10 protein-coding genes are annotated in these 13,820 nt (G+C 54.0%); 6 read left to right on the forward strand and 4 right to left on the reverse strand.

Features of this window, described 5'->3' with window-relative positions; all coding sequences use genetic code 11:
- Positions 1-15 precede the first annotated feature (15 nt).
- Entirely contained in the window at positions 16-1,029 is a 1,014-nt protein-coding gene (locus tag ACXM2N_RS06985; protein WP_458487228.1) for a hypothetical protein, read from the reverse strand.
- 222 nt (positions 1,030-1,251) lie between these two features.
- Here ACXM2N_RS06985 and hrpA point away from each other — a divergent pair, with 222 nt between their 5' ends.
- On the forward strand, positions 1,252-5,241 hold the full coding sequence (hrpA, locus tag ACXM2N_RS06990) for an ATP-dependent RNA helicase HrpA (RefSeq protein ID WP_458487230.1): 3,990 nt from the start codon (positions 1,252-1,254) through the stop codon (positions 5,239-5,241).
- 16 nt (positions 5,242-5,257) lie between these two features.
- Here the strand turns inward: hrpA and nrdR are convergent, their stop codons facing one another.
- Positions 5,258-5,716: a transcriptional regulator NrdR gene (gene nrdR / locus ACXM2N_RS06995; RefSeq protein WP_458487232.1), complete on the reverse strand. Its 459-nt coding sequence runs from the start codon at positions 5,714-5,716 to the stop codon at positions 5,258-5,260.
- A gap of 107 nt (positions 5,717-5,823) precedes the next feature.
- Positions 5,824-6,162, reverse strand: coding sequence for a hypothetical protein (locus ACXM2N_RS07000; protein WP_458487234.1), 339 nt, complete (start codon positions 6,160-6,162; stop codon positions 5,824-5,826).
- A 380-nt stretch (positions 6,163-6,542) separates the two neighbouring features.
- Here ACXM2N_RS07000 and lexA point away from each other — a divergent pair, with 380 nt between their 5' ends.
- The 5 genes from lexA to ACXM2N_RS07025 all read left to right on the forward strand — a co-directional run bounded on the left by lexA (position 6,543) and on the right by ACXM2N_RS07025 (position 12,311).
- Positions 6,543-7,250, forward strand: a complete 708-nt coding sequence (lexA, locus tag ACXM2N_RS07005; RefSeq protein ID WP_458487236.1) for a transcriptional repressor LexA — start codon at positions 6,543-6,545, stop codon at positions 7,248-7,250.
- A 369-nt stretch (positions 7,251-7,619) separates the two neighbouring features.
- Entirely contained in the window at positions 7,620-8,399 is a 780-nt protein-coding gene (locus tag ACXM2N_RS07010; protein ID WP_458491060.1) for a DeoR/GlpR family DNA-binding transcription regulator, read from the forward strand.
- A gap of 230 nt (positions 8,400-8,629) precedes the next feature.
- Complete coding sequence (locus tag ACXM2N_RS07015; RefSeq protein WP_458487238.1) at positions 8,630-9,430, forward strand: DeoR/GlpR family DNA-binding transcription regulator; 801 nt, start codon at positions 8,630-8,632, stop codon at positions 9,428-9,430.
- The gene (locus tag ACXM2N_RS07020; RefSeq protein WP_458487240.1) at positions 9,427-10,395 is read left to right on the forward strand and encodes a 1-phosphofructokinase family hexose kinase; all 969 of its coding nucleotides are present in this window, start codon (positions 9,427-9,429) and stop codon (positions 10,393-10,395) included. Before ACXM2N_RS07015 ends, ACXM2N_RS07020 begins: the two co-directional genes overlap by 4 nt.
- Positions 10,396-10,421: 26 nt before the next feature.
- Positions 10,422-12,311, forward strand: coding sequence for a PTS sugar transporter subunit IIA (locus ACXM2N_RS07025; protein ID WP_458487242.1), 1,890 nt, complete (start codon positions 10,422-10,424; stop codon positions 12,309-12,311).
- A 12-nt stretch (positions 12,312-12,323) separates the two neighbouring features.
- Here ACXM2N_RS07025 and ACXM2N_RS07030 read toward each other — a convergent pair whose 3' ends face one another.
- Positions 12,324-13,616 carry a uracil-xanthine permease family protein gene (locus ACXM2N_RS07030; RefSeq protein ID WP_458487244.1) on the reverse strand — a complete coding sequence of 431 codons (1,293 nt, stop codon included), beginning with the start codon at positions 13,614-13,616 and terminating at the stop codon, positions 12,324-12,326.
- Between the last annotated feature and the right edge of the window lie 204 nt (positions 13,617-13,820).

Here is a 13,820-nt window from a genome sequence, read left to right on the forward strand (position 1 = left end):
TATCCAGCCCAAGCACTAATGTGCGACTGGTCGCACACCACCAGTAATGGAGCGGAATACGTAACACGTTGCATTAATGAGGAATGGCAGCATGATGAGCAAGCCAATGCCCAGCGTGAAAAGAATACCGATCATACAGATCACTGTTGCCACGATATAGAACCCCAGCAACGGCAGATAGTGTGCACCGACAACTTTGAAGCCCTGCGAGAAGCTCTGCGCTACACTCGCGTCGCGGTCAATCGCAAACAGCTGGATAGCTGAGATAAATGGAGAGATCAAGGTACTTCCAAGAAGCATCAAGGCCATTCCGCCGAAGAATCCACCCCAGCTTACTTGGGATAGGACGGCATCCGAGTTAGCATCTGCCGCAAGAGTATCGGTAGCTAACAGGAGATCTGACGCTGAACCGATGAGTAGGATAAGGCCAGGCAGCATAGCAGCGAAACTGAGCAAGCCAGCAAGAATTGCTACTAGGAGTGCTCGGGGGAAGCTGTACCCCTTAACTGTGCCACCAATACTGAGCTTTTCACCATCTAGCGCGTTAAACGCCAGCCTGTAAGCACAGATGCCAATAGCCAGGGAGAATGCTGCGGAGATAAGGGCAATCAAAGCTCCTGCACCACTGGTTTGAGAAAGCTGCCCCTCCACAGCGGAAAGAACGACGGTGACGACAAAATATATAAACGTTCCGAGGATCCAAAACAGGCCATTTTTAAAAGTTTCTTTGAAGCCGTAGGTAATTGCTGCGCCGATGGGCACTCCTGTTGGCTCGCCTTGATACATTGGCCATCCGGCCGTTGGGTGCAAGCCATGACTGTCTACCCCGTAGGCATTAAATGATGAGTGTGGCGAAGCTGAATCGGTGGATGGTGATGAATAATCGCCGTACTGCGGCAGGGAGCTCCCCCGATCACCGTACGGGTTCGTGCCAAAATCCGGCCGATCTTCAGGGTGTTGGGATGGCGGGTAGGGATTAAAGTTGTCATCCCTTGAATCGCCGTTACTTGGATCGTATGGGTTAGTCACTGTAGTAGTTCTCCTGCTTTAACGATGGCTAGTGAGCCGCTTGCCAGCTCACCTCCGAGCCTACAGCGAACCACAGTCACGAGCATCTGGATAAGCTCACTTCCGTCCATTCGCCGCAGCCTCACGAGGATAAGCACATATTACTCTCCATGAATATAATCTGGCTACGGTTCACCGCCGTTCGCTGTTACCTAAAAAACTCACTAGACTTAATCGCTGATTATGACTAAACAACCTGCGACTGACTCCTCAGCCAATACTGCTAAAACTCGTCCTTCTCAGCCACGCCACCACCAGCGCCATAAGAATGCTGGTGAAGGGCCAACAAAGAAGGAGCTGTACGCCAAGCTAGGTAGCGTGGCCGGCAGCGACGTACGGTGGTTTCGCAAGCGCTTGAGCAAGGCTAAGTCCTCGAACGCGCTGGCGCAGATTAATAAGGACATTGAGAAATCAATCGCTTCTCTAGTCAAGCGCAAGGCAGCGTTACCTCACATCACTTACCCCGAACAGTTACCTGTCTCCCACCGAAAAGACGACATTAAAGAGGCCATTGCCAACAACCAGGTGGTCATCGTGGCCGGTGAAACCGGCTCCGGTAAGACCACTCAGTTGCCCAAGATTTGCTTAGAGCTAGGCCGCGGCATCACCGGCCGCATTGGCCACACGCAACCGCGTCGTCTTGCTGCGCGCACCGTTGCGGAACGCATTGCTTCCGAGTTGGGCCAGGACATCGGCGAGTCCGTTGGCTACGCCATCCGCTTCGATGATCAGGTGTCTGATACCACTGCGGTGAAACTGATGACCGATGGCATCCTGCTCGCCGAGATGCAACGCGATCGCTACCTCAACGCCTACGACACGATTATCATCGACGAAGCACACGAGCGAAGCCTTAACATTGACTTCCTCCTGGGTTACCTCAAACAACTGCTTCCTAAGCGCCCAGATCTCAAGGTGATCATTACCTCCGCGACCATTGATCCGGAACGCTTTGCTGAGCACTTTGCAGATAAAGACGGCACCCCTGCGCCTATTATCGAGGTCTCCGGTCGCACCTACCCAGTGGAAGTCCGCTACCGCCCGCTAGTGGCCGAAAACGGTGAGAAACTCAAGGATATAGACCCTATTGACGGACTCATTGCCGCTCTTAAGGAGCTGATGAACGAAGGCGACGGCGACATCCTGTGCTTCTTTGCTGGTGAAGCCGACATCCGCGAAGCCCGTGAAGCCATTGAGGGGCAAAAGTGGAAAGGCGTGGAAGTCACCCCACTCTACGGTCGACTTTCCAACCAAGAACAGCATCGCGTATTCACGCCACACTCCGGCCGCCGAATTGTTTTGTCCACCAACATTGCGGAGACTTCGCTGACGGTCCCCAGTATCCACTACGTTGTAGATACCGGCACCGCACGTATCTCGCGTTATTCCAACCGAACAAAGGTACAACGCCTGCCCATCGAGGAAATCTCTCAGGCAAGCGCAAACCAACGTTCTGGCCGCTGTGGGCGCGTAGCCGACGGCATTGCCATCCGCCTGTACTCCGAGGAAAACTTCCTCTCCCGCCCTGAATTCACGGATCCTGAGATCCTGCGCACCAATCTAGCCAGCGTCATCCTCCAAATGGCTAGCCTACGCCTCGGCGATATTGAGGATTTCCCATTCATCCAGAAGCCAGATACCCGAGCCATCCGAGACGGCGTACTGCTTCTCCATGAGCTCGGGGCGCTGGATAATGAGACGCTTGCCGACGGCACCCCGAAGCTCACGGAAACAGGTCGCACAATCGCACGGATCCCAGTGGATCCGCGCATGGCGCGGATGCTTGTGGAGGGTGAGCGACTAGGAGTCCTGGGCGCGATTTACGTCGTCGTTGCTGCTCTGACCATTCAGGACGTGCGCGAGCGCCCCCTTGAACACCAAGCCCATGCGGATCAGCTGCACGCACGCTTCAAAGACACGACGAGTGATTTCCTGAGCTACATCAAGCTGTGGGATTATCTCAAAACCCAGCGCAACGAACTGTCCGGCAACGCTTTTAAGAAATTAGTACAGCGCGAATACTTGCACTATATGCGCATACGCGAATGGTGGGACTTGGTTCGCCAACTCAAAAACATTGGCGATCAGCTAGGTTGGACAGATCCAAAAGACAACGTCACTGAACCTGACGCGGACGCGATGCACCAAGCGCTGCTTTCTGGCTTGCTCTCTCAAATTGGACTACGTGATGGCAACTCCAAGGAGTTTATAGGTGCACGCAACACTCACTTCATGATTTTCCCTGGTAGCTTTCTGGCAAAGAAGCCGCCACAATTCGTGATGGCCGCGGAGCTCGTAGAGACTTCCAGGCTGTGGGCACGCGACGTTGCCGCCATTGATCCACGGTGGGTGGAGAGGCTGGCAGGTGACCTACTCAGACACCAATACTCCGAACCCCACTGGTCCACCAAACGCGTGGGCGCCATGGTCTACCAGCGTTCTACGCTGCTGGGAGTGCCGGTTGTGGCGGACCGTGTAGTCCCGTTCCACAAGGTAGATCCAGTTGCAGCCCGTGAGATGTTCATTCGCCACGCACTGATAGAGGGTGAGTGGACTACCCACCACAAGTTCTACAAACTCAACCAACAAAAGCTCGCCGAGGCTTCAGAAGTTGAGGCCAAGGCGCGTCGTCGCGACCTCCTAGTAGATGAAGAAACGCTCTTCAACTTCTATGACTCCAAGCTGCCAAACAACATCACTACCGGCAACAATTTCGACCGATGGTGGAACCGCACGAAACAGAAGCATCCACACCTGCTCGACTTTGATCCTGATAAATTGCTCAGCGACGAGGCAGGGCAGGTCACTGAGGAGCAGTTCCCAGACACATGGAAAAAGGGTTCCGTGGAGTTGGAGCTTACCTACCGCTTTGAGCCGGGAACAGCTGACGACGGCGTGACCGTCAATGTCCCTATCCCTCTACTTGCTGGCCTGGATACAGACGGCTTTGAGTGGTTGGTTCCGGGTGTTCGTTTGGAGCTAGTCACTGAGCTCATCCGAACCCTTCCTAAGGCACTGCGACGCACGGTAGTTCCTGCTCCAAACTATGCTGAACGCGTGTTGCCACTCCTCGATCCTTCGGAGGGGCCACTTCTGCACCAGATTGCAGATAACCTGCGAAAGATTGGTGGCAAAGGCATCAACGCAGAAGACTTCAACGAGGCCGAGCTGCCTGATCACTTACGCGTACGCTTCGCCGCCATTGATAAACGTGGCAACGTTGTGGATGCCGACCGCGACTTGGAAAAGCTTAAGCACCGACGCGCCGGTCAGATTAAGTCGTCCGTATCAAAGGTATCGCGTGCAGTAGAACATGAGACTGCAAAGGAATGGACACCGGATACCCTAGGGGAGATCAAGGACAAGGTAGTAACCAAGGTTGATGGACAAAGTATCACCACCTACCCGGCACTCGTAGCTACCAAGGATGGTGTGGCTGTCAAAGCAATGCCAACCAAGGCGGAAGCAGACGCATCGATGATGCAGGCCACTCTCACGCTGCTCATGCGCGAGATCACCGTTAACACCCAAAAAATGCTCAACGGACTGCCCATTAAGCAACGAGTGGGCGTGGAAAACTACCCTCACCGCGGTTCGCAGGGCCTGGTAGATGATGCGCGCGTAGCCGCAATCCGTGATCTCATGATCGAACATGGAGGGCCTACCCGCAGCCCAGAAGGATTTCAGAAACTAGTCAGCACCATTCGCCCTCTAGTTCCTGGGCGAGTTCGTCAAACGGTTGTAGCTCTGGCTCCAGGCTTGGTTTCGTACGTGGACATACGCAATGAGCTCAAAGACTGGGATGGCCCAGCCATTGATGATATGAAACGCCAACTGGACTTTCTTCTACCAAAACACGCTGTTTCCATTCACGGGTCGGCGCGCCTTAAGCATCTACCTCGCTATATTCAGGCCATGAAGATAAGGCTGGAGGACATGGGTCGTGAGCCTGCCAAGGACGAACAGCGCCAAATGACCGTGAATAATTTGGAGCGGCAACTGCGTGACAAAATCAACTCCCTACCCAACAAGCGTGCCAACGCTCGCGCGGTAAAGGACATCCAGTGGCTCATTCAAGAGCTCCGCGTGAGCCTGTTTGCACAGCGTCTGGGCACTGCACAGTCCGTATCTGAGCGCAAGATATCTAAAGCTATCAGCGCCCTCAAAGCCTAGAGATTTTTGTTAAAGCCTAACTCTCTTGGCGCTCTCGGCGTCTCATCAGACGAATCTCAGATTCGAAGTCATCCGCGCTTTCAAAAGATTTGTAAACAGACGCAAAGCGCAGATACGCGACCTCGTCCAGCTCCCGCAGGGGATCCAGAATTGCCAAACCAATGTCATTGGCGTTGATCTGTGAGCTCCCCTTCTGGCGCACCGTCTCCTCTACGTCTTGGGCTAGGCGTTTAAGCGCGTCTTCCGGCACATCACGGCCCTGACAAGCGCGACGCACACCCACGATAACTTTCTCACGAGAGAATGGCTCAGATATACCGTTGCGCTTGATTACCAGTAGCTGTGCTTTCTCTAGCGTAGTAAAACGGCCCGAACATTCATCGCATTCGCGTCTACGTCTAATGGCGGAGCCAGCCTCAACAATGCGAGAGTCAATAACCTTGGAATGACCATGGTGACAGAACGGACAGTGCATGAAAGAGTGCTCCTTGTGGCGCCGGTATGAACTACAACTAAGCACATACTAACAGTGCCCGTAAGGCCTATTTATTCCAGAGAAAACGGCCTCACGTGTGTTAGAGCTTACTGCCCAACAGAAGAAACACCGGCAGAAAAGGAATTCACTGGCGGCTGCTCAAAAGATTCATCCTGGGCTCCCATAGCCACTCCAAAAGTAAGCGTTAGACCAAATAAAGCGCCGAGGATAACGGATGCCCTAGCATCCTTCCGAATTTCATTACCTCCCGTATCTTCCACCACACGCGCTTCGCTCCTACGCAACGTGCGTGGATGTGGAAGTGTATGGGAGTTCTCTAACGGAAGGCCACCATCCCACGTGGAAGCACTAGGAACGACCATTGCGTGATTGCGCCCGCGGGAAGAGTAAGAAGCATTAGGGTTAATAGGAGATACGATAGTCATTTTATCCTCTCAGTTTTAGGCGTTGCAGTTCTACTGCCAACCTGCAGCCACAGTACTTACTGATGGCACCATCACTATCAGTTTCAATCGCCTAAGTGTTCGAATTTCGTTCAACTGTTCGAATTATCGAACAGTTTTCGAACATTGTCAAGAGTTTCAAAATTTTTTCGAACGCTTGTCCCGTTTTCGAACAAATTACGCTAAGGTAGAACCAATAACTTAAGAAGGCGGTTCGAACACCTACAGTGCGCAACATTAGCGCGCCGGTGAAGCAGTAGCTCCAGTTTCGCCGTCAGAAGATCCCACCTTCCCATCGTTCATTAAAAAGCCCATAGCAGCACAGGAAAAAATCTGTGACGCAGTAAAAGGAACGTCTACCCATGGCAGCCAAAGAAAAGAAGACCAGCAAACCCAACGCCCGACTAACCGAACGGCAGCGCAGAATCCTAGAAGTAATTCGTGATGCGGTTGTGCTTCGCGGTTATCCGCCCAGCATTCGCGAGATCGGAGATGCAGCAGGCCTGCAATCCACGTCTTCCGTCGCCTACCAACTAAAGGAACTTGAAAAGAAGGGCTACTTGCGCCGCGACCCCAACAAGCCACGGGCCGTGGATGTTCGCACCCTTCCAGAGGAAAAACAAAAACCAGGAAAGAAGACGGTAAAAACTCCGGACACAGTATCACCTGCACCGGAAATTGCAGAGATTTCTTCCTCCGCTAACTTTATTCCTGTCGTTGGCTCCATTGCCGCCGGATCGCCAATTCTTGCCGAGGAAAACATTGATACTTATCTCCCTCTACCAGCCGACATCGTTGGCGATGGAGAGCTTTTTATGCTCCAGGTAGTTGGAGAGTCAATGCGTGACGCCGGAATTCTGAACGGTGACTGGGTAGTAGTTCGATCCCAGCCAGTAGTAGAGCAGGGCGAGTTCGCCGCGGCAATGATTGACGGAGAAGCCACCGTTAAGGAGTTCCACCGCGACAACTCCGGTGTATGGCTGCTGCCACATAATGATTCCTTCGACCCCATCGACGGTACCCACGCCGAGATCATGGGCAAGGTGGTCTCAGTAATGCGTAAGCTCTGACGCCCAACAAACTCTAGTCGGCCAGGATTCGTACGAATCCTGGCCGACTCCGCGTTTCCTCACCCCTTATAGGGGCAAGATGGGTTATCGGGGACAATCTCACATTTGTGTTGGTTTTTAGCCGAATACAAATGCTTTGCGGAAGTTTTTCCTGTGGTTTTACGCCTTTCTAGAACCCAAGGATGCCCGATCACTACCGAAACCACGTTGTCAAAACAGACAAACCTCACCCACACGTGACACAATAAGAGACATTAACCGTACGCCCTCTGCCCTGATTCGGACATCCCCCACCCACCCAGTGTTGTTTTCCGTTATCAAGCCATGGCGCACGTTACCCACGTAGATAAAAAGGATGGTTTCGAAGTCATGTATTCAGAGGAACGCCGCAGGCAAATTGCCTCCCTCACGGCTGTCGAGGGACGCGTAAACGTCACTGAGCTTGCGGAACGTTTCGATGTGACTGCGGAAACCATCCGCCGCGATTTAGCGGTACTTGATCGCGAGGGAGTTGTTCACCGCGTGCACGGTGGCGCAGTAGCAAACCAAACCTTTCAGACCGCAGAGTTTACCCTCGACGCCCGCGCAAGATCAGCGTCCGGAGCCAAGAACTCCATCGCCCAAGCAGCATGCAAGTTCCTTCCCAAACCAGGCGGCGGCATGTTCCTTGATGCCGGCACCACTACAGCCGCGCTAGCAGATCTCCTTACTTTGCAGCCCAATGCAAAGCAATGGTCTATTGTGACAAATTCACTGTCGATCGCTCTTGCCTTGGCTAATTCCGGTTTAGATGAAATTCAGCTGCTTGGCGGTAGTGTACGTGCGATTACGCAAGCAGTTGTGGGTGATACCGCACTGCGTACGCTGGCCCTGATGCGAGCGGACGTAGCCTTTATTGGCACCAACGCTCTGACTCTAGACCACGGCCTATCCACCGCGGATTCGCAGGAAGCCGCTATCAAATCAGCGATGATTTCCAATGCTCGCAAGGTGGTAGTCCTGTGCGACTCGACCAAAATGGGGACGGATTACTTGGTCAGCTTTGGCGCCATCACCGATATAGATGCGGTGATCACGGATTCCAACGCCCCAGACTCTTTTGTTTCAGCACTGCGCGACGCCGGCGTTGAAGTTGTGATAGCAGACTAGGTAATCCTTCTATCCCAACCACCCCTGCATTTGAGAAGCGATTGGTTTTTGCGTGTTTTTGGTTTTGCCTGAAACATCGGATAAATCCAACAAATGATGTTGCGATCAAAAAGAAAACAACATAAATTGGGTATTCAGTTGTTTTTGTTTAATTTTTACCAATTGCTGAGTCTCACCCGACTTTTTACGTTGGGGTGAACCTGACTCAATCACTGAATTAGGAGGCCGTGGTGGCAACATTCGCTGAAGTAAGCGATCGCCAAGTCGCCATTGCCACCCTCACTCACAGCTACGGACGCTGCAGCGTCAGCGATCTGTCAACACAGTTTGACGTAACTCCCGAGACCATCAGGCGTGATTTACGGGCGCTAGAGGCCAGAGGACTCGTTCAACGTGTCCATGGCGGAGCAGTTTCTCTGCAGTCCTTTGCACACCCGGAGCGCCTAGCCTACGAGGATGACGGACTACCCGTCCATCAGTCACAACGCAGAAAGCAATCAATCGCTCAGGCCGCTCTCGCGGAGATCCCCAGTCCAGAATCTTCGATTTTCATTGACGCCGGATCGACCACAGAGGCCTTTTCCCATGTGCTAGCAAACAGTTTCTTGGGACAGAACTGGTCCATTGTCACGACTTCCCCCAACGTTGCAGTCACCTTAGCTACAGCCGGAGTTCCAAACGTGAATGTCATCGGCGGTGTTGTCAAAGCTCGCACCCAGGCGATTGTAGGCGACCAAGCCGTGCATGAGATGGACCAGCTTCGCGCCGATGTGGCGTTTATTGGAACATCAGGGTTGAGCGTTCATGGTGGATTCACTACTTCTGATCCCAAAGAGGCGGACATCAAAGCCAAAATGATTCAGAGTTCGCTTAAATCTGTAGCGCTGTGCGATTCTGCAAAAATTGGCGTGGACTCTATCGTGCGGTTTGCTGAACTGGAATCCGTAAACGTTGTTGTAACGGACCGCTTTGCGCCACAATCATTTAGGGATGCGATGAAGAATTCCACAACGAGCTTGGTGATCCCATGATTCTAACTTTTACTGCGAATCCGAGCATTGACTCAACGCTCCAACTTTCCGGAGAACTCACTCGTGGTGAAGTTCACCGTCTGCAGCTAACCACCATCGTGGCGGGTGGCAAGGGAATCAATGTCTCCCATGCCTGTACTTTGGCCAACGTGGATAATCTGGCCTTTTTCCCAGCGAACCCCACCGACATCATCCACCAACTGATGAATGAGACTGGTATTCCCTACCAAACATATTCGGTATCTGGTTCAACTCGTGTAAATACTTCGATTACAGAGCCAGACGGTACTACCACCAAATTCAATGGCTCGGGGTCTGCCCTCCTTCCGGAAAATCAACGCAAGATTGAACAAATTTTGGTGGCTTTGTCGCAAGACTGCTCATGGGTTGTTCTCGCAGGTTCCTTGCCGCCCGGAGTGGAACCAACGTGGTACGGCCATCTAGTATCGCTTATCCGCGCGTCCAATAAGGACGTAAACATTGCGGTTGACACCTCAGACAAGGCTCTCATCGCTTTGGGTGATCAGCTCAGCAAGGATGTCAGACCAACTCTTCTGAAGCCTAATAGCACTGAGCTTGGCCAGTTGGCACACATTGATCCTCACCTGCTAGAGCAGAAAGCGCTCGAAGGCGACTTCTTGCTGGCAGTGACCGCCGCACGCAACCTGATTACCGCTGGCGCGGAAATGATCCTCGTTACTCTGGGCGCCGCCGGGGCCCTGATCGTCACAGAAGATTCTTCTTGGCACGCTGTGGCCCCTGCACCACAGGTAGTGTCCACCGTCGGCGCAGGTGACTGCACCTTGGCTGGGTTCATTATGGGCCGCAATAATGGCGAAGATTTGCCCACATCTTTGGCACGTGGCGTAGCCTACGGCACCGCTGCAGTGAGCCTTCCAGGCACCACCATTCCAGACCCAGAACTCATCAACATCGCTGATACGATTATTACCGAAATCGATTAATTAACCGTGGCGAAAGTGGTGTTCCTATGGGCAACGAGTCATCAGCGTTACAAGTAACGTTGCGTTACTTAAAGGAAACTACCCACTCGGTTGAAGGAGTCCTCGACGCAGCGGTTGTGGATTTGGTCTCTGCTGGTCTGTGCACCGCCCCTACCACGCTCCTCCGAGACGCTTTAGCTCGCCAAGAGCAGTCGCCTACTGGCATGGCGGGCCAGATTGCCATCCCGCACTGCCGGTCCACCGGCGTGAGCAGCCCAGCTGTGGTTATTCTCAGGCTGGAGAATCCAGTGGATTTTGGTGGGCCCGACGGCAACGCCGATATTGTCTTCTTCATCGCCATTCCCGACGGAGCCGATAAATCTCACATGAGAATCTTGTCGTCACTAGCCCGAGCGGTGGTACGTGCAGACCTCGCCAACAAGATCAGGGATGCTCGTGACGGAGAAGAAGTCACTCAGCTCGTTCGCTCGGCGCTAGCGCCCAAACCCAAGGCTGATTCATCGCAAGTAAAACAGATCGAGGATGCTCCCGTTAGGCGGCGAAGCATTGTGGCGATTACCTCCTGTCCCACAGGGGTTGCGCACACATATTTGGCAGCTGACGCGCTAAAGAAAGCGGCGAAGCAATCAAATATTAGTCTTGCCGTAGAGACGCAGGGGGCGACAGACAATAGCGTTGTGTCGAACGAAGACATCGCCCGCGCAGAGGTTGCCATTATTGCCAGTTCCGTGGGCATAGCGGGCGAGCACCGATTAGATGGGTTACCGGTGCTGAGAGTGGACGCGCGCGCGGCCGTGGACGATCCAACTGCGGTCCTAGCACGGGCACTCGAGCTGGTGGAAAAGCAGTCACATAATGGGGAAAGCTTTACCAGGGGACTGAGGATTGGCCAAGCACTGCTGTCCGGAGTATCTGCACTCATACCGGTACTGATGATTGCCGGGGTGGCCCTCAGCCTCGGACGGTTGGTAAGCCCCGCCACTCAGTCTGGCTTATCGTCGCTCCAACTTCTTTCCAGCGGCAATGACCAAGTCCAGTTTCTTGGAACGGCTCTTGCTCAGGTTGAGACACCAGCAGACATGCTTGTCGCTGTAGGGCTCCTGGGGCTGCTTGGCTCCCCAGCGGTTATGGCCATGGCCGTGGCTTCGTCACTATCCCCTCGCGTTGGGAGCACGCCCGGCTTGGTGCTGGGGGTGCTGGCGGTTGTACTGGGCACGGGATTTCTTGGCGGTCTTGTGGCCGGTGTTCTGGCAGGTATCGTGGCCCGCGCACTTCAGCGGTGGAAGGCGCCACCATCGGTGTCCCCCGCGGTGCCTATAGTGGTCATCCCTGTTGCCGTCACAATTACTGCTCTTGCATTCTACGGTGCTTCGTCAAGCCTTGGTTTCCTTTATGACACCGCCCTTGCTGCTTACCTTAACGTTCCCACCGCCGTCACCGTGGGCGTAGCAATTGCCCTTAGTGTGGCCGTGAACTGGGATTTTGGTGGCCGTATTAACAAGGTAGCCTACGGTATCGCTGTGGTAGGACTGAGCACTGCTACCCCATCAGCATTCGTGCTGATGGCGGCGACGATGGTTTCAGGAATGGTGGCACCGATTGCGCTGGGTATCGCTACCAAAAAGAAATCAACGGTTATTTCTGGCTTATTATTCATCACGGAGCCGGTGCTTGAGTTCATTGCTTACCGACCACGCGCAGCGTGGGCAATGCGAGCAGGCGGCGCTGCCAGCGCCGCGATCTCAGCAGGCTACGGTGCAGGAACGTTGCTACCACACGGCGGTGTCTTTGCTGTCGTCGGCACCCAAGCATACCCCATGGCGTGGATGGGCGCGCTGCTAGTTGGTGTCGCAGTCACGGCCGTAGGAATAGCTGTCACGCAAAATAAAAAGCGCGATGCGAGTGCACCGCGCTAAGAAGCGTGAAGGTTAGTCGTAGAACTTCGCGTTCTTACCTTCTCCCAAGTTGACGTAGAGCCACTTGAGGATTGGGTAAAGGATGATAACACCGAGAGAGCCCCACGCGATGCCCTCTAGTTCAGTCCCAAAGATGGCAATGGTGAGATTACCGATACCGGCAACAAGACCGATGCCCGCGATGGTGAGGTTCACGGGGTTGGTGAAGTTGACCTTGTTGTCCTGCCAAATACGGATTCCCAGCATACCGATCAGGCCGTAAAGCACCAGACAAGCGCCACCCAAAACACCGGTTGGGATGGTAAAGATCAGAGCGCCAAACTTAGGAATGAACGCCAGCGCGATTGCAGTAAGAGCCGCCACCCAGTACGCGAGGGTGGAATACACGCGCGTAGCAGCCATCACGCCGACATTTTCGGCGTAGGTGGTAGTGCCGGAGCCACCACCCAAGCCAGCCAGTGCAGTTGCTACACCGTCAGCGATCAGCGCGGTGCCAGCTAGGTCATCCATATCACGCTTAGTCATCTCAGAAACGGATTTCACGTGGCCCACGTTCTCTGCGATGAGCACCACCAGCACAGGCAGGGCCACTGCGATGGCGGAGAAGTTGAACTCTGGGGTGTGGAACTCCGGCAAGCCAATCCATGGCGCGGCCGCGATAGTCTCACCCGCGCCATCGGCCAGGTTGCCGGTCAGCGCGGCGAATACCCAGCCAACAACTACACCAATCAGGATGCCCAAGCGGGAAATCATTCCGCGGCCTGCGACTGTGGCCAGCAGGATTGCAATCAAAGTGATGATCGCAACCATTGGCTGCGACTGGAAGTTGCTGGCCGCAGTAGGTGCCAGATTAAAGCCGATCAGGGCAACAATGGCGCCGGTTACCGCAGGTGGCATGACCGCGTCGATTACCTTACGGCCGGCAGCCTTCACGATGAAGCCCACAATCGCCAGCGCAATACCGGTAACAAGAATGGAACCAGACTGCGCTGCGATACCGTACTGCTGGGAAGCCATCAGTGGCGCAATGAACGCGAATGATGATCCTAAGTAGGAAGGCAGACGGTTGCGCGTGAAAAGAAGAAATAAAGCAGTGCCCACGCCTGAGAAGAAGAGCGTGGTGTTTACTGGGAAGCCGGTGATAGTTGGCACCAGCAAGGTGGCGCCGAACATGGCCACCACGTGCTGCATACCGATGCCGATGGTTCGGCCCCAGCTGAGTCGCTCATCAGGTGCTACTACCGCACCTGGCTTGATGGTCTTGCCATCGCCGTGAAGGGTCCAACCCCAGGAAGTAGTGCTCACGAACCCTTATTATTTACCAAACCACCTTGTAAGACCAAAGCACCACCCCCAATTTCTATAAACCTTTAGAAAATGGGGGCGGTGTTTTAGGAGTTGGGCGTAACTGACGCGAAGCCTGTACGCCTCGCAGAATCCGCATCTTGGATTAGCCCCACCATGGAGAAAGGATGGCTAACTTTTTCCAGTCGAGACAGACACTAAGAG

The sequence above is a fragment of the Corynebacterium sp. ZY180755 genome, assembly GCF_054331495.1.